The sequence below is a fragment of the Microbacterium sp. Y356 genome (genome assembly GCF_059445355.1).
Genome location: NZ_JCAIUE010000002.1, coordinates 264,812 through 280,973, shown reverse-complemented (window position 1 = coordinate 280,973; position 16,162 = coordinate 264,812). Strand labels below are relative to the sequence as shown.

Here is a 16,162-nt window from a genome sequence, read left to right as displayed (position 1 = left end):
CACAACGATCCCTACGAAGCCCCGTCACGTAATCGCGACAGCACACGATCGGCCTCGATCTGCGCCTTCTCGGCGCCTTCCGGATTTCCTCGCAACCGGTGCACGTCCGCCAGCCCCAGCCAGCCCACCCGAAGTTCCGGGAGACCACCACCGTCGCGCGAGAATCGCACGATCTCGTTGAACCGTGCGACGGCAGCATCCAGATCTCCTTCCGCAATATGCAGACGTGCATCGACGAGCATCACCATCGCTGTGAGTTCCTTCACCTCCACGATCGCCACGTCGACGGCGGCATCGCCCCGTGCGCGGCGGGCTTCCTCGATCCGGCCGAGACCGATCAGAGCCATAGCGAGGCAGGCATACGCCTCGCTACGGATGACCTTGTTCGTGCCGCGTTCGGCAAACCGCACGGATCGCCTCGCAGCAGCTTCGCCACGTGCGTAGTCACCACGCGCGATGTACACAAGCGCTGCACTCGAATTGCTTGAGGCTGCAGGACTCCACGCCTCGATCCGCTCATGGATCGTCGTCACCTCTGCGAACAGACCCAGCGCCTCGTCGTACTCTTCGACGTACCGCGCGAATTCACCGAGGTTGTTCAACGCAAGCCCTACGCTCAGTTCGTCTCCGTCCGCGCGACTCATGTCGACGGCCTCAGCCGTCCAGCCGCGTGCAGCGGAAACCCCCTCGTGTATGAATCCGATCGCTCCGAGCAGCCTCAGCGCGGCCGCCTCGACGATCCGATCGCCCAGGCGTCCGGCCCGACTGCGCAGCTGATGAAAGAGCGAGAGCTGCGTCCTGGGCAGTTGCCCCACAGACATCGCATATACGCGTAGCCGAAGCACCATCCGTAAGATCTGCTCGTCGTCAGATGAACCCGCAGCAGAGATCACCTCCGTCATCAACGGCAACTCGCGGCCCACCCACTCTCGCGCCTGGACGACGTCGAGGAACGCTGGCGGCCGTGCATCAGACGCAAGAGTCACAGGCAGCGTTTCGGGGCGGTTGTCGAGCATCGGAACAGGTGTCTGGCCGAGGAGCGGGTACACGTGGTCTGTGAAATCGCGAACGCCATGTTCCAAGTGCGTCAACAGTCTCGTGCGTGCTTCCCCTATCTCATCCGCGGATCTCTCCTCTGCACAGAGGCCAGCGGCAAGCTCCCGCAGCAGATCATGCATCGTGAGTCGCGTCGAGTCGACTCTGGATATGAGGTTCGCGCGTTGCAATCGGCGTATCGTCGAGCGCACGCGACTCGGTTCGCCGCCGTCGAGGGCGATGATCGTGTGCGCTGTGGTCGGCGACGACACCAGGCCGAGCAGACAGAACAGCCGTCGTGAAACCGCATCCAGGTCATCGAGAGACCACGACAGCACCGTTGCCAGGTCGGATTCCGCATCGCCGGTCTCCAGGGCATCCAGTGCTCGGCTCCGACTGAGATCATCGAACAGATCATCCTGCCCTGCGGCTGCGGCCGCCCGCGACGCCACCATGATCGCAAGCGGCAGTCGTGCACACTTCTCTGCCAGGCGCGTACACAAGTCGGTGCCCAGCCCTGGGAGCTGCGCTCGAACGAGTGCGGTGGCGGCCGAAGCAGCAAGCGGTTCAAGCCGCAGGTCGAGTGCCGGGGCGCGCACACCGACGCCTGGCAGCTCCTCACGGCTCGTCACAACCACGACGGGTCCCTCTGCCGCCGGCAGCAGAGGTCGCACCTGCGCCTCATCATGGGCGTTGTCCAGAAGGATCAGCAGCGACAGCCGATCGGTGACGCTGCGCAGCGTTGCGGAAAGCTCATCCACGCCGAGCGCAGAAGACACCGGCCGCCCCAGAGCTCGCAGGAACGCGACGAGCACGACCACGGGCTCGACAGGATCGGCGGTTCCGAATCCGTGCAGATCGACGTACAGGATGCCGTCCGAAAAGCGCTCGCGGGCACGCGCTGCCCATGCCATCGCGACAGAGGTCTTCCCGACCCCGCCCATCCCTGTGACGACAGCGATTCGCGTACCACTCTCGAGCATCGTGTCCAGTGCACTGAAGGTCTCTTCTCTACCGAACAGATCCACCGAGTGCGGGGGAAGCTGGTTCGGCACTGCTCGAATACCGTCAACAGACCCGGACACGAGTCGCATGTGCAACTCTCGCAGGGCAGGTCCCGGATCGACGCCGAGTTCATCCGCGAGCCGGCTGCGAAGCGCGTCATAGATTTCCAAGGCGTCGGAGCTCCGTCCTCCGCGCGCCAGCGTCGCCATATGAATCTCGGCGAGTTCCTCGTCGTACGGCTCCCGGTTGCGCGCGTCGCCTGCACTCTGCAGCACGACATCATCATCTCCACTATCAAAAGCTGTGCGAAGCGCGCGTTTGCGCACAGCGGCGAGTCGCTCGCTCAGCCCTTCACGTAACGTGTCGAAGAACTCGCCATCACAATCGCGGAAGGCGTCGGCAGCAACCAGCGTGAGCGCCTCTGCCGGCTGCTTATCGGCGCGCAGATCGAGTCCGTCGAGATCCAACTCCCCCTGCGTAAGGGCGAGCCGATAGCCGTCGACGGTGCGCTCCAACCGATCGGCACGATCGAGCAGTCCGCGCGTGCGGTGCACGAGCAGATGCAATCGGGCGTCGAGGTCGCCATGCCCCCAGAGCAGGTCGCACAGCTCGGCATTGCTGAGTCCGGTCGGTGTACCCAGGAGAGCGGCGAGCAATCTCCGCTGCAACCGTCCTGGTGGCGTGATCTCCTCGCCATCTGCCCAGACTTCGATCGGCCCGAGCACGTGGAACTGTGTGCTCATGGCTGCGGCCTTGCGAACCCGGGGGACGCCATCTGCGTGAGTCTAGTCACTCTCGCACGCGGATATACGCTGGGTTCGTGCACAACAAGCGTCGCCGCCGGATCATCGCCAGAGTGGGATGGGGCATCCTCATCCTCCTTGTTCTGCTTGTCGGAGGCGTCCTCGCGTGGACGCAGATCGGCGTGATGGCTGCCGAGAAGACCCCGCTCGCGAGCGCGCAGGACAACCCGAACATCACGATCGAGGATGCTCCGGAGGGCATCGTGCTTGCCCCTGCCGACGGTGATTCCGAGATCGGCTTGGTGTTCATTCCCGGCGCCAAGGTCGATCCATGGGCGTATGTCGCCATTCTTCAGGGCGTCGCCGAGGAGGGCACCACCGTAGTAATCACCCGGCCCTGGCTGAACCTCGCATTCTTCGACCTGCGCGGGCTGGATTCCTTCACCACCGCTGCGCCGGAGATCGACTCCTGGGGTGTCGGCGGGCATTCTCTCGGCGGGGTGCGTGCCTGCCAGTTGGCGACGGATGCCGATGCGCTCGTGCTGTTCGGCTCGTATTGCGCGACCGACCTCTCTGACACTGATCTCGACGTGCTGAGCCTGTCCGGAAGTGAAGACGCTCTGTCCACCCCCGCGAAGATCGCCGGTGCTCGCCCGCTGCTCCCAGACACCGCCGAACTCGTCGAGATCGCGGGTGCGTCTCACGCCTCCTTCGGCGACTACGGCCCACAGAGCGGCGATGGTATCCCGACGATCTCCGGCGAGGAGATGCACTCGACCGTCACGGAGCTGGTCGGGTCGTTCCTGAATCGCTAACCGAGCACCGAATCCAGCAACGGATGCAGGTGTGCGCTCCGAAGCACCAACGCCGCGGATCGCGCACCGGCCTCGAGCGACTGCGGCACAGAATGCCCGGCGAGATGCGCGTCCAGAACGCCGGCGAAGAACGCATCGCCGGCGCCGTTCGTATCGATGACCTCGACCGGTACTGCATTCACGCGGTGTTCGTTGCCTCCAGCATCCACTGCAACAGCGCCGGCGGCACCCAGCGTGCACACCGCCAGACTCGCCCCGGCAGCGATGCGCGATCGCAGAAAGGCCACCGGATCCTCAAGGTTGTCGGCATTGCAGAACACCGCGTCGGCCGCCTCAAGGAACGGACGATGATACTCGGCGACACCGTCGTAATCGTGCACGTCGATCCAGATGGGCCGCCCGGCCTGCTTTGCCGCTGGCAGCAGCCGCAGCGGCTCTGCAGCGAGATCCAGCACGATCACGGCAGCTGTGGCCATGCCTGCGTGGATGAGCCCATCATCAGGCTCGACTGGCGCTGAAGGACTCGACAGATAGAGCGATACTCGTCCACCCTCGCGATTCATCAGGTTCAGATGGCGCTCCGTGGCGGTGCTGCGACCCCAGCGCGCGTCAGCGCCCGTGGCATCCAGCGCCCGACGCAACAGCTCACCCTGCGCGTCATCGCCGACCAACGCGTGCAGCACAGCGGAGCGGCCGAGCGCCGTCAGGCTCAGCACCTTGCCCGCACTCGTCCCGCCGACCGTTTCCCAACTCGCTTCGGCGAACTGCATGTGCGGTACGGGCTCAGGGAGCCGGTCGAGCACGACGATGGAGTTCCACGAGGCGGGCCCCGCGATGAATACCGAACTCATGATGTCTCCCCTGGTTCCTCAGACAAACCCCGGGCGCCCTCAGCCGATGCGTGAGATCAGCGTATCCAGACCCATCCCATAGTCGATCCGCACCACAGGCAGTGCGTACTTGTCTGTGCCAACGACGACCTTGCCAGGCTCGATCGTGCGCGCCATCTCATAGCCCGCCTGCGCAACACCCTGTTTTGCGGTGTCGTTGTAGTGGCCATACGGGTAGGCGACCACTTCGCGCACCCCCAACAGATCGCCGGAGGCGTTCAGATCGGCAGCAATCTCGTCGGCAGTCCAGTTCACCATCCGGCCGTCGCCATTGGCGCCAGCTTCGTGCATGTCATGGGTGTGCGAGCGCCGCAGCACGTACGGCGACGGTGGCGGGTCGGAGCGGTATGCCGTGACCATGAACGACGTGGCGAGCACCTTCTGCTGCTCCACGATCGGAGCCGCCAGATCGAACCAGGTCTGGTCGGCATCATCGTCTGTCACGATCACCGATCGCGGAGGAAGATACAGACGCCCGTCGATGAAGGCACTCAACTCATCCCAGGTGGGCAGGTAGAAGCCGGTCGAGGCGATGTGACCCATGTGCGCTTCGAAGTCACCGATGTACGCGTAATTGCCGCGCAACCACCCGTCCTCACCCTCCGGGCGCGTGGTGAACTGGTGGTACATCAGGATCGGCACCTCGGTGCCGGCGGCCGCGTTCTGCTCGGCCGGCATCCACGAGCCGTGCAATTCGAGCTGCTGGTCGACGCATGTCACGGCATCCGCGCCATTGACTCGAGCGTCGGCCTGGAACGCAGCCGCCGTCTCCGCACTCGTGTACCAACCCCCGAACGCCATCCCGTCCTGCGCGGGAATCGGTAGCGCGGCGTACAGCGTCCCTTGCACCTGCAGCATCGGTGCGTCGACGATGCCATCACCGGCGAATGTCACGGCGCAGGCGAGCTCGTCATCGGCATCAGCGAGCAGCTGCTGCACCGGCGTGAGCGGTGTCTGCTCCGGTGCCGGCGTCTGGGTTCCTGGCGCTGCTTCGGCTTCGGCCGGAGCCCGCAGGCTCGCGAGAACGATGGTCAGGCTCACACCGAGCACGGCGATCACGGCACCGGCACTGACGAGCCAGATCCGTCGGTTTCGACGGATGCGTGCACGCCGCGCAGTGCGGTCACTCCGGCGCTCAACATTCCCCATAGACAGAATCCTATGGGTACTTCGTCAGTCGCTCTGGAACCCCTCCGCGATCATTTCGACGAGTTCTTCACGTTCTTCGACCGGCAGGAATGCAGCGGATGCGGCATTGAACTGGAAAGCCTCAAGATCTTCGAGGTCGTAGCCGAAGGCGTCCACCAGAACGGCAAGCTCACGAGTCAGCGAAGTGCTGCTCATGGTGCGGTTGTCGACATTCACGGTGACGGCGAAACCGAGCTGGTACAGAAGGTCGAAGGGGTGATCCGCGATCTCGGTACCCCACGCCTCGATCGCGGCGGTGTGCAGGTTCGATGACGGCGATAGCTCCAGTGGAATCTCTCGGTCGCGCACCCACCGGGCCAAGTCGCCGAACTTCACCTGCACCTCGTCGCCCTCTCGGGTGATGACATCGAGATCAGACACGAGACGCACCCCGTGACCCAGACGCACGGCTCGCCCGTCGAGTAGCGCACTGCGGATCGATGCGAGTCCTGCTGCCTCGCCCGCGTGCACGGTGACGGGCATAAAGTTCGCAGCCAGCAGCTCAAACGCCTCACGGTGCTGCGAGGCGGGATAGCCCTCTTCTGGACCAGCGATGTCGAACCCGACTACACCGTTCTCGCGGTGAGCGATGGTGAGTTCCGCGATCTCGAGCGAGCGATCGCTGTGTCGCAGAGCGCTCAGAATCTGACCGACCCGGATGCTGTTACCGGCGCGGTCTGCGGCATCTTCCCCCTCTTCGATGCCCTGTTGCACGGCTTCGACCGCGTCGTCCAGAGAAAGACCGCCGACCAGATGCTGCTCCGGCGCCCAACGCATCTCGCCGTAGATCACCCCGTCTTCGACCAGATCCTCAACGAATTCCCGCGCCACACGCGTGAGGGCGGATGCCGTCTGCATCACACCGACGGTGAGTTCGAAGGACTTCAGGTAGTCCACGAGCGAGCCGGAGTCGCTCTGCTTCGAAAACCATGCGCCGAGACCGCGTGCATCATCGGCAGGCAGATCGAGCCCGATCTCCGCGGCCAGCTCTACGATCGTCGCGGGGCGCACAGCACCGTCGAGATGATCATGCAACGAGATCTTCGGCAGCGAGCGTAGCGAGACGCCCTGGATCTTGATGTCACCGTCGGAGGCGATCGACATGGGTTTTCCTCTCAGAGACCGACGCATCGAAATGGGCAGCGAGCGGCGGATACCCAGCCTACGCGGTGATGTGCTCGCGAACGAGCGGTCCGATCTCCGGTGCAGAGTCCCCGAGCTCCCACGCACCTTCAAGAGCTTCCAGTGCGCGCGGGAAGCGTGCCTCATCCTCCGCCGACAGCCTGAACAACGGCTGACCCGCCGAGACACGATCGCCAGGCTTGGCGTGCAGATCAATGCCGGCCGCATGCACGACCTGGTCTTCTGCACGGGCACGCCCAGCCCCCAGGCGCCACGCTGAAATGCCGAACGGCAGCGCATCCATCCGCGTCATAATGCCGTCTGTAGGAGCCGTCACGACGTGGGTCTCACGCGCGGTCGGCAGTGCAGCATCCGGATCGCCGTCCTGCGCGCGGATCATCGCGTTCCAGGTGTCCATCGCGCGTCCGCCATCGAGTGCCGATTCGACATCAGCGTCCGGGTGTCCGGCGAGCGCGAGCATCTCACGAGCGAGTGCCAGAGTGAGCTCGCGCACATCGGCTGGTCCGCCACCGGCGAGGATCTCCACCGATTCGCGCACCTCGTTCGCGTTGCCGATGGCGAAGCCGAGCGGCACGTTCATGTCGGTCAGCAGCGCAGTGGTGGCCACTCCTGAGTCAGTGCCGAGCGCAACCATCGTCTGTGCGAGTTCACGGGCGCGATCGATGTCCTGCATGAATGCGCCAGAGCCGAACTTTACGTCGAGCACCAGCGCATCAGTGCCTTCGGCGATCTTCTTCGACATGATGCTGGACGCGATCAGCGGAATCGCCTCGACGGTGCCGGTGACATCACGCAGCGCGTAGAGCTTCTTGTCAGCGGGCGCGAGACCAGACCCGGCAGCGCAGATCACGGCTCCGACATCGCCCTGCATCTGGGCGAACATCTCCTCGTTGCTGAGCGCTGCGCGCCAGCCGGGGATCGCCTCGAGCTTGTCGAGCGTGCCTCCGGTGTGGCCGAGGCCTCGCCCGCTCAGCTGCGGCACCGCGACGCCGAATGATGCCACGAGCGGAGCCAGCGGCAGAGTGATCTTGTCACCGACGCCGCCGGTGGAGTGCTTGTCGACCGTCTTCTTGCCGAGCGAGGCGAAGCTCATCCGCTCCCCCGAGGAGATCATCGCGTCGGTGAGCACACGGATCTCGTCCCGGCTCATCCCTCGTTGGAAGATCGCCATCGCGAAGGATGCCATCTGGGCATCCGACACGTAGCCGCGCGTGTACGCGTCGACCATCCAGCGCAGCGCCGGCTCCGGCACTGCGCCGCCATCACGCTTGGCGCGGATGACGTCGATCGCGTCAAATGCTTCTACAGTCATCGGACTTCTTCCAGATCTCGGGGGCCGAATGCATCCGGCAGAACTTCATCAATGGTGCGGATGCCACTCACTGTCTCCAACAGCATCTCCGGCATTGCGTGCTCGAAGAGCAATTGGCGGCAGCGACCGCACGGCATGATCGTCTCGCCGTCGTTGTTCACGCAGACGAAGGCAACGAGCTTCCCGCCGCCGGACATGTGCAGATCGCCCACGAGTGCGCACTCGGCGCACAGCGTCACCCCGTAGGAGGCATTCTCGACGTTGCACCCGGCGATGATCCGCCCGTCAGAGACGAGTGCAGCCGCCCCCACCCTGTACCGGGAGTACGGTGCGTACGCCTTGTGCATTGCGTCGGTTGCGACCTGGCGAAGTTCGTCCCAGTCGATATCAGTCATTGTTCCTCTAGCTCTTGATGTATGGCTCGCCGGAAGCAGCAGGCGGACGAGATCGTCCGACCAGGCCAGCCACAGCGAAGATCGTCACGACATACGGCAGCATCAGCATGAACTGGCTCGGCACCGGGGATCCGATCACCGACAAGACGCCCTGCAGGTTGGTGGCGAACCCGAACAGCAGCGCCGCGAGAGTTGCCCGGATCGGATCCCACTTGCCGAAGATGACTGCGGCGAGTGCGATATAACCGGCGCCTGCGGTCATCTCGCGACCGAACTGCGGATTGGTGACCAGGGTGTAGAACGCTCCGCCCATGCCAGCGATGGCGCCGGCGAGCATCATGTTCCAATACCTGGTTGGCACCACCTTGATACCCACGGTGTCAGCCGCCTGGGGGTGTTCGCCGACTGCGCGCAGTCGCAGGCCCCAGCGTGTGCGGTACAGACCGAACCAGACCAGGAACACCGTGACGTACATCAGGTAGACGATGATCGTCTGGCGAAACAGCACCGGGCCGAGCACTGGAATCTCGCTGAGCACCGGGATGGAAAGCACCGGGAACAGCGGCGGTGAGTTGAGCTCGGCCGCGTTCGGGTTCAACACCTGGCGGTAGAGGAACGTCGTGAGCCCTGCGACGAGCACGTTGAGCACGACTCCGACGATGACCTGGTTGACGTAGTACGTGATCGCGAACACGGCGAGCACCAGTGAAACCAGCGCACCGGCGAACATTGCAGCGATCAGGCCAGCCCACGGGCTGCCGGTCGCCGAGCCGACCACCGCTGCCAAGAAGGCACCGGCGAGCAGCTGCGCTTCGATCGCGATGTTGACGACACCGACCCGCTCGCCGATCACGCCTCCGAGAGCTCCGAAGATCAACGGTGTGGCGAGCGCGAGCGCTCCCCCCAGCAGTCCGATCATGGGCAGCGTCCCGCCGGCCGATGCCCACGCGAGGAACCCGATCATCAGGATCACGACATAGACCACCGTCAGCCAGAGCGGCAGCCGGCGATGCGCACGCGTCCACACAACAGAGAGCACGGTGGCCGCAGCGAGCAACGCCACGCACACCCAGGCTGTCGCGTTTGCCGGGAGCACCAGTTCGGGGAGCTGAATGGCCGCGTTCGCGGAACGGACCAGACGGAACGTGCTCACGCCTTCCCGCGGAACGAGCAACGGCAGCAGCGCGAACAGAACAGTGAACAGACCGAAGATGATCGGTGTCTTCCACGAGGTGATAGTGACGCGACGCTGCTCGTCACTGACGACCGTTTCAGCGATGATGGTCATGCGGACACCTCCTCGGCGATCTGTGCGGCGTTCTTCTTCGGTGTCTTCGGTTTCTTCGGCTTCTTGCGGGCCCCCGGCTGCGGCAGACCGAAGATCGCACGCACGAGCGGCGGTGCGGCGATGAACAGCACGATCAGCGACTGCACGACGAGCACAATCTCGATCGGGACGTTCTCCGACGCCTGCATCGCGAATCCGCCAGCCTTGAACGCGCCGAACAGGATGCCTGCGGCAAGGATGCCCAGCGGCGTGGATCGACCGAGCAACGCGACCGTGATGGCGTCAAAGCCGATGCCGGCGTCGATGTCACCACCGAAACCGCTGGTGACAGTGCCGAGCATCTGGCTGACTCCAGCGATGCCGACCAGGCCACCTGCGATCACCATGACGAGGAAGTACATCTTGCCGACGCTGATGCCGGCGACCCGCGCGGCCGCGGGGTTCTCCCCCACCGCCCGGAACCGGAACCCGAGGCTGGAACGTTCCAGCAGCCACCACGTGAACGCGACGGCGATCAGCGCAAGGATGAAGCCAGCGTGCAGCTTGTACTGCGAACCGAGGATGCCCGGGAGGAGCGCCGACTCCGCCATCGCAGCGGTCTTCGGGTTGTTGGAGCCAGGGGCCTGCAGGATGCCAGGGGTGGCCAGCATCCAGGCCAGCAAATAAAAGGCGATGTGATTGAGCATGATCGTGACGATCACCTCGTGTGCGCCAGTGCGTGCCTTCAGCAAGCCAGCGATACCAGCCCACAGTGCCCCCGCGAGGACTCCGGCGATGATGGCGACGAGCATATGCATCGGCCACGGCAGATTCATGCTCGTGCCCACCCAGCCGGCGGCAGCGGCGGCCATCAGCATCTGGCCCTGACCACCGATGTTGAACAGGCCGGCGCGAAACGCGAGCCCGACGCCGAGACCGGCTGCGATCAGTGGTGTTGCGAACTTCAGCGTCTCGGTGAGCGGCTTGATTCCGGCAGCGAACCCATCAACGCGGAAGTTGTAGATCGCGCCCTGGAAGAGCGCGACGTACGCCCCGGAGACGGATTCCCACACGGCGGCGAGCATGTCCTGCGGACGCGAGAAGAAGTAGCCGGCGGTGCGCTGCACATCGGCGTCGGTGAAGGCGATCATGATCGCGCCGGCGACCAGCGCGAGAATCACGGAGAGCACGGAGATCATGCCGTTGCCGGTGGAGACGCGCTGCAACGCAGTGGTCCACCGTGAAGGCACGGCGGCGAATTCTGCCGGCGGTGCCTTGATCGGAGCCGGTGTGGGAGCACTCATGCGCCTGCCTCCTCGGACGGTGAGGCGGGATCGACGGCGACGGTCGTGTCAGTCTCGACCATGCCCGCCATCATGAGGCCGAGCTGCTCGCGAGAGGTATCACCAGGCACGATGCCGACCACCTTTCCTCGGTACATCACCATGATGCGATCGGCGAGTGCGGCCGCCTCATCGAGTTCAGTGGAAATGACGATGACGGGGATGCCGGAGTCCCGCGTCTCGACGATGCGTGTGTGAATGAACTCGATCGAGCCGACATCAACGCCACGAGTCGGCTGCGCAGCGACGAACAGCGAGAGGTCTCGGCTGAGCTCGCGCGCCAATACGACCTTCTGCTGGTTTCCGCCCGACAGGCGCCCTGCCTGCTGCGTCGGACCCTGCGTGCGGATGTCGAATTCGGCGATCTTCTCCTTGGCGAAGGTGTCGAGTGCCTGCAACTGCAGGGTTCCGGCCTTCACGAACGGGGCACCGACCGAACGGTCGAGCATGAGGTTCTCCGCGATGGAGAACTCCTTGACGAGCCCGTCGACGCTGCGATCTTCGGGAACGAAGCCGACACCGTCATCGAGGATCTCGCGGACGGAGCGTCCGATCAGCTCCGCGCCGTTCAAGCGGATGCTGCCCTCGATCCGCGGCTGCAGACCGACGATGGCTTCGGTGAGCTCGGTCTGGCCGTTGCCCTGCACACCGGCGACCACGAGCACCTCTCCGGCGCGCACCGAGAATGACACGTCGTCGACGAGTACGACGCCGAACGGATCGGTGACCGTGAGCTCTTTCACGACGAGGGCTTCATTGCCGAGCTTGGGCGCATTCTTGTGCACCTTGAGTTCGACCGCGCGCCCCACCATGAGGGAGGCGAGTTCCTGGTTACTGGCGGTCGGCGACGCTTCACCGACGACCTTTCCCAAACGGATGACCGTGATGCGATCTGCGACCTCGCGGACCTCACGGAGTTTGTGGGTGATGAAGACGATCGACGTACCGGACTGCTGGAGCGTGCGCATCGTCGCCATGAGTTCGTCGGTCTCCTGCGGCGTGAGCACTGCAGTGGGCTCATCGAACACCAGTACCCTCGCATTACGCGAAAGCGCCTTGATGATCTCCACTCGCTGCTGCACACCGACGGGCAGATCCTCAACGATGGCATCCGGGTCGACCTGGAATCCGAAGCGATCGGAGATCTCGCGAACCATCTGGCGGGCAGCGGCCAAATCCAGACGTCCGCCGAAGCGTGTCTTCTCATGGCCGAGCATCACGTTCTCGGCGACGGTGAAGACAGGGATCAGCATGAAGTGCTGGTGCACCATGCCGATGCCGGCTGCCATCGCGTCGCCGGGGCCCGCGAAGTGCTGCTCGACGCCATCCAGCAGGATCTCGCCATCGTCGGCCTGGTACAGGCCATACAGCACGTTCATCAGCGTCGACTTGCCAGCGCCGTTCTCGCCGAGGAGACAGTGAATCTCCCCCGGCTCGATCGTGAGATCGATGTGGTCGTTGGCCGTCAGCGCGCCGAACCTCTTTGTGATGCCGCGCAGTTCAAGCTTCATGTGTCAGATCCTAATCAGCAAATGGTGCTTCGTCCCAAGCTCTTGTGGGCGCCTGGGATCGGCAAGGGGAGGCCGGCAGTTGGCCGGCCTCCCCTTGTAGGTCGTACTCGATCAGTCGAAGTACGAGGTGACGGTGACGTCGCCGCTGATGATCTGCTCCTGCAGATCCTGCACGGCCGTCCACAGCGCCGGGTCGACCTTGTCTTCGAAGTTGTGCAGCTCGGCGATGCCAACACCCTCGTTCTCGAGCGTGCCGATGTAAGGAGTCGCGTCGAACTCATCGTTCGCGCTGCTCATCGTCGCCTCGTAGGTGGAGAGCTTCATGTCCTTGAGGATCGAGGTCAGCACGAAGTCCTCGGTGGTCGGGTCAGTGACGAACAGGTCAGCATCCGCGCCGATCAGTGCGATGTCGCGACCGGACTCCTTGATGGCCTGGAGACCCGACTGGTAGATCGGACCACCGACAGGCAGCAGCACGTCGACACCCTGGTCGATGATGTTCTGCGCGACCGTCTTGGCCTCGGGGCCAGCCTCGAATCCGCCAGTGAAGGAACCGGTCGTGCCATCCCAGCCGACGACCTCGACGGCCGTGCCGTTCTCCTCGTTGTAGTAGTTGACGCCCTGGTAGAAGCCGTCCATGAAGATCGTCACGGTCGGGAACTCCATGCCGCCGTAAGTTCCGACCTTGCCCGCCTCGGAGAATCCGGCAGACAGGTAGCCGGCGAGGAATGCAGCCTCAGCCGTGTTGTACAGCAGCGGCTTGAGGTTTTCGGCATCCGTAGTGCCATCGAAGTCGGCATCAGCGGCGTCGTCGACGAGGATGTAGTCGATGCCCTCGTTGGCCAGTGCGCTCTCGACGGTGGCAGCAGAAAGCGCGAAGCCGACAGAGATGATGGCGTTGCAGCCCTCCGAGACGAGGCTCTCCAGGTTCGGGGCGAAGTCGGTCTCGCTATTGGACTCGACGTTCTTGTACTCGACGCCGAGTTCGTCTGCGGCCTGCTCCATGCCCTCGAAGGAAAGCTGGTTGAACGACTTGTCATCGAAGCCGCCCTGGTCAGAGACGATGCAGGGAAGGAAGTCGAGGGCTTCGCCACCGCCGGCAGTGCCGCCATCGGACTCTTCCGGAGCTGCGCCGCAGCCTGCCAGTGCAACGGCGACTCCGGTCGCCACGAGCGCTGCGAGTGCGCGCTTCTTGATGCTAATGGTCACGTAAGCCTCCACGACTACTGGCCTGCGCCAATCGCAAGGCCCCAGAGGCTAAGTTACCTACTATTACGCCGCCACCGAGAGCGATCGCGGTTAATGGTTACAAACTCGAAACAGATCGGACGTGCGCCTCAGAGCACGTCTCCACGCCCGGTGAGCTTCAGCGACTCGACGACGCCCTTCACTCGCTGCGCGTGCTCGATCGTCGTAACCAGCAGTGCGTCGGGAGTATCGACGACCACGATGTCTTTCACGCCGACGAGACTGATCACCCGTGACGTCTGACTGACGAGGATTCCGGTCGCAGCATCCGACAGCACTCGAGCCTTCGGACCGAGCACGGCGAGGTCGTTCTTGCGGCCGTTGCTGATGAGTTTGGTGAGGGATGCGAAATCGCCTACGTCGTCCCAGTCAAAGTGACCGGGAATCACCGCAAGGCGCCCCTTCGCGGCTGCAGGTTCTGCGACTGCATAGTCGATGGCGATCTTCTTGATCTTCGGCCAGACGCGATCGACGACCGGGCCCCGTCGCTCACGGTCATCCCAGGCTTCGGCGAGTTCGAGCAGGCCCGCGTGCATCTCTGGCTCGTTCGCGGCGAGCTCGTCCAGCAACACGCTCGCCTTCGAGATGAACATGCCTGCGTTCCACAGGAAGGAGCGGTCTGCGAAGTACTGCGTGGCGGTCTCGAGATCGGGCTTCTCCACGAAGCGAACGACGGTCGCCGCTTCCGGAGCCTTGTCGATGATGAGCTCATCGCCCTTCTCGATGTAACCAAAGCCAACCGACGGCTCCGACGGCTGAATACCGATCGTGCAGATGTAGCCGGCTCGAGCAACGGCGACGGCCTGCTCGACGGCGAACTCGAAGGTGCGGGTGCCGCGAATCACGTGATCTGCGGCGAAGGAACCGATGATGACGTCCGGGTTACGACGATGCAGGATGGCGGCGGCGAGTCCGATCGCTGCGGCCGAGTCACGCGGCTCGGACTCGAGGAAAACGTTCATGTCAGCAATGCCTGGAAGCTCCGCCTCGACAGCAGCACGGTGCGCACGCCCGGTCACCACCGCGATCCGGTCTGGCCCCGTCATCGGCTCCAGACGATCCCACGTGTCGCGAAGCAGCGAGTTTCCGGACCCGGTGAGGTCGTGCAGGAACTTCGGTGCATCCGCCCGGGAGAGAGGCCACAGTCTGCTCCCGATGCCACCGGCGGGGATAACTGCGTAAAAGTCGTCGAACGGCTCGGTCATGGCTCCAGCGTAGCCCGTGCGAAGAATCTTGATATCGAGATACTTAGGCGAGCCTTCCTCGCTCCCAGTGTTTGAACAGGAATAGGATGGGACACGATCGGGCAGCTCTGTGGTCAGTTCAGACTCAGGAGTCGCTGCCGACGTCGCATCGACCAGGGAGGACGACCGTGTCCGCAGGCACTCGCTTGACACCGTCGATTTCGGAAACCACGTCCAAAGCGCCGCGCGGCACCCTTTATCGGGGCCGCGAAGGCATGTGGTCGTGGGTGCTTCATCGCATCACCGGAGTCGCCATCTTCTTCTTCTTGCTGGTGCATGTGCTCGACACAGCACTGATCCGCGTCTCCCCCGAGGCGTACAACGCAGTGATCGGCACCTATAAGAATCCGATCATGGCACTGGGCGAGGTCGTGTTGGTCGCGGCCATCGTGTTCCACGCGATGAACGGTCTGCGCATCATCCTGGTCGACTTCTGGTCCAAGGGTGCGCGTTTCCAGAGGCAGCTGTTCTGGGGCGTCATCGCCGTGTGGGTCGTGCTCATGGCCGGCTTCTCCGGTCGTCACCTCATGCTCGCTTTCGCCGGATTCGGAGGGGGCCACTGATGTCCGCTCAGACCGTTGCTGCACCGGCGCGCCGCCGCCGTGGGATCAACCTCGAGAAGTGGGGCTGGGTGTTCATGCGAGCATCCGGAGTCGTACTGATCGTTCTGATCTTCGGACACCTGTTCGTCAACCTGATGGTCGGCGACGGGATTCATGCCCTCGACTTCGCGTTCATCGCCGGAAAGTTCGCCACCCCGTTCTGGCAGTGGTGGGACGTGCTGATGCTGTGGCTCGCACTGCTTCACGGCAGCAACGGCATGCGCACGATCGTCAACGACTACGTGACCACGCCCAAGGTTCGCAAGGTTCTGGTCTGGGCGATCGGCCTGGCTGCCGCGCTGCTGATCGTGCTTGGCACCCTGGTCGTATTCACCTTTGACCCCTGCCTCGGCGTCGACGAGGCCAGCACACTGTGGACCGAGTGTGTCGCCATCGGCGCCGTCGGGAACTGAGAAGAGAG

The 16,162-nt window shown here is 64.0% G+C and carries 14 protein-coding genes; 3 read left to right on the top strand and 11 right to left on the bottom strand.

Annotated elements, in window-relative coordinates; all coding sequences use genetic code 11:
* Positions 1–11: 11 nt before the first annotated feature.
* The gene (locus AC1C2Q_RS15030; protein ID WP_495450765.1) at positions 12–2,783 is read right to left on the bottom strand and encodes an AfsR/SARP family transcriptional regulator; all 2,772 of its coding nucleotides are present in this window, start codon (positions 2,781–2,783) and stop codon (positions 12–14) included.
* 77 nt (positions 2,784–2,860) lie between these two features.
* Between AC1C2Q_RS15030 and AC1C2Q_RS15025 the strand changes: the two genes are divergently transcribed.
* Positions 2,861–3,598, top strand: a complete 738-nt coding sequence (locus AC1C2Q_RS15025; RefSeq protein ID WP_495432046.1) for an alpha/beta hydrolase — start codon at positions 2,861–2,863, stop codon at positions 3,596–3,598.
* Here AC1C2Q_RS15025 and AC1C2Q_RS15020 read toward each other — a convergent pair.
* The 10 genes from AC1C2Q_RS15020 to AC1C2Q_RS14975 form a co-directional block, all read right to left on the bottom strand.
* Positions 3,595–4,449 (bottom strand): carbohydrate kinase family protein, encoded by an 855-nt coding sequence (locus AC1C2Q_RS15020; RefSeq protein WP_495450764.1) that lies wholly within the window; start codon positions 4,447–4,449, stop codon positions 3,595–3,597. The genes AC1C2Q_RS15025 and AC1C2Q_RS15020 overlap by 4 nt on opposite strands.
* Positions 4,450–4,488: 39 nt before the next feature.
* The gene (locus AC1C2Q_RS15015) at positions 4,489–5,637 is read right to left on the bottom strand and encodes a polysaccharide deacetylase family protein (protein WP_495450763.1); all 1,149 of its coding nucleotides are present in this window, start codon (positions 5,635–5,637) and stop codon (positions 4,489–4,491) included.
* 24 nt (positions 5,638–5,661) lie between these two features.
* Positions 5,662–6,780 carry an adenosine deaminase gene (locus AC1C2Q_RS15010; RefSeq protein WP_495450762.1) on the bottom strand — a complete coding sequence of 373 codons (1,119 nt, stop codon included), beginning with the start codon at positions 6,778–6,780 and terminating at the stop codon, positions 5,662–5,664.
* 58 nt (positions 6,781–6,838) lie between these two features.
* On the bottom strand, positions 6,839–8,131 hold the full coding sequence (locus AC1C2Q_RS15005; RefSeq protein WP_495450761.1) for a thymidine phosphorylase: 1,293 nt from the start codon (positions 8,129–8,131) through the stop codon (positions 6,839–6,841).
* Positions 8,128–8,526 carry a cytidine deaminase gene (locus AC1C2Q_RS15000; protein WP_495432041.1) on the bottom strand — a complete coding sequence of 133 codons (399 nt, stop codon included), beginning with the start codon at positions 8,524–8,526 and terminating at the stop codon, positions 8,128–8,130. The genes AC1C2Q_RS15005 and AC1C2Q_RS15000 overlap by 4 nt, the downstream gene beginning before the upstream one ends.
* A gap of 7 nt (positions 8,527–8,533) precedes the next feature.
* A complete protein-coding gene (locus AC1C2Q_RS14995; RefSeq protein ID WP_495450760.1) occupies positions 8,534–9,814 on the bottom strand; it encodes an ABC transporter permease in 1,281 nt (426 codons plus the stop codon).
* Complete coding sequence (locus AC1C2Q_RS14990; protein ID WP_495450759.1) at positions 9,811–11,097, bottom strand: ABC transporter permease; 1,287 nt, start codon at positions 11,095–11,097, stop codon at positions 9,811–9,813. Before AC1C2Q_RS14990 ends, AC1C2Q_RS14995 begins: the two co-directional genes overlap by 4 nt.
* Positions 11,094–12,647 carry an ABC transporter ATP-binding protein gene (locus AC1C2Q_RS14985; RefSeq protein WP_495450758.1) on the bottom strand — a complete coding sequence of 518 codons (1,554 nt, stop codon included), beginning with the start codon at positions 12,645–12,647 and terminating at the stop codon, positions 11,094–11,096. The genes AC1C2Q_RS14990 and AC1C2Q_RS14985 overlap by 4 nt, the downstream gene beginning before the upstream one ends.
* Positions 12,648–12,758: 111 nt before the next feature.
* A complete protein-coding gene (locus AC1C2Q_RS14980) occupies positions 12,759–13,856 on the bottom strand; it encodes a BMP family lipoprotein (protein WP_495450757.1) in 1,098 nt (365 codons plus the stop codon).
* 128 nt (positions 13,857–13,984) lie between these two features.
* The gene (locus tag AC1C2Q_RS14975; RefSeq protein ID WP_495432036.1) at positions 13,985–15,100 is read right to left on the bottom strand and encodes a mannose-1-phosphate guanylyltransferase; all 1,116 of its coding nucleotides are present in this window, start codon (positions 15,098–15,100) and stop codon (positions 13,985–13,987) included.
* A gap of 167 nt (positions 15,101–15,267) precedes the next feature.
* Here AC1C2Q_RS14975 and sdhC point away from each other — a divergent pair, with 167 nt between their 5' ends.
* Positions 15,268–15,702, top strand: coding sequence for a succinate dehydrogenase, cytochrome b556 subunit (gene sdhC, locus AC1C2Q_RS14970; protein ID WP_495450756.1), 435 nt, complete (start codon positions 15,268–15,270; stop codon positions 15,700–15,702).
* Entirely contained in the window at positions 15,702–16,154 is a 453-nt protein-coding gene (locus tag AC1C2Q_RS14965) for a succinate dehydrogenase hydrophobic membrane anchor subunit (protein ID WP_495450755.1), read from the top strand. Before sdhC ends, AC1C2Q_RS14965 begins: the two co-directional genes overlap by 1 nt.
* The last annotated feature ends 8 nt before the right edge of the window (positions 16,155–16,162 follow it).

What these genes read in the sequence shown, in the direction of transcription:
- AC1C2Q_RS15030 (WP_495450765.1), bottom strand. Translation starts at nt 2,783, where the DNA reads ATGAGCACACAGTTCCACGTGCTCGGGCCGATCGAAGTCTGGGCAGAT.
- AC1C2Q_RS14975 (WP_495432036.1), bottom strand. Translation starts at nt 15,100, where the DNA reads ATGACCGAGCCGTTCGACGACTTTTACGCAGTTATCCCCGCCGGTGGC.
- AC1C2Q_RS15015 (WP_495450763.1), bottom strand. Translation starts at nt 5,637, where the DNA reads ATGGGGAATGTTGAGCGCCGGAGTGACCGCACTGCGCGGCGTGCACGC.
- AC1C2Q_RS15000 (WP_495432041.1), bottom strand. Translation starts at nt 8,526, where the DNA reads ATGACTGATATCGACTGGGACGAACTTCGCCAGGTCGCAACCGACGCA.
- AC1C2Q_RS15020 (WP_495450764.1), bottom strand. Translation starts at nt 4,449, where the DNA reads ATGAGTTCGGTATTCATCGCGGGGCCCGCCTCGTGGAACTCCATCGTC.
- AC1C2Q_RS14965 (WP_495450755.1), top strand. Translation starts at nt 15,702, where the DNA reads ATGTCCGCTCAGACCGTTGCTGCACCGGCGCGCCGCCGCCGTGGGATC.
- AC1C2Q_RS14985 (WP_495450758.1), bottom strand. Translation starts at nt 12,647, where the DNA reads ATGAAGCTTGAACTGCGCGGCATCACAAAGAGGTTCGGCGCGCTGACG.
- AC1C2Q_RS14995 (WP_495450760.1), bottom strand. Translation starts at nt 9,814, where the DNA reads ATGACCATCATCGCTGAAACGGTCGTCAGTGACGAGCAGCGTCGCGTC.
- AC1C2Q_RS15010 (WP_495450762.1), bottom strand. Translation starts at nt 6,780, where the DNA reads ATGTCGATCGCCTCCGACGGTGACATCAAGATCCAGGGCGTCTCGCTA.
- AC1C2Q_RS14990 (WP_495450759.1), bottom strand. Translation starts at nt 11,097, where the DNA reads ATGAGTGCTCCCACACCGGCTCCGATCAAGGCACCGCCGGCAGAATTC.
- AC1C2Q_RS15005 (WP_495450761.1), bottom strand. Translation starts at nt 8,131, where the DNA reads ATGACTGTAGAAGCATTTGACGCGATCGACGTCATCCGCGCCAAGCGT.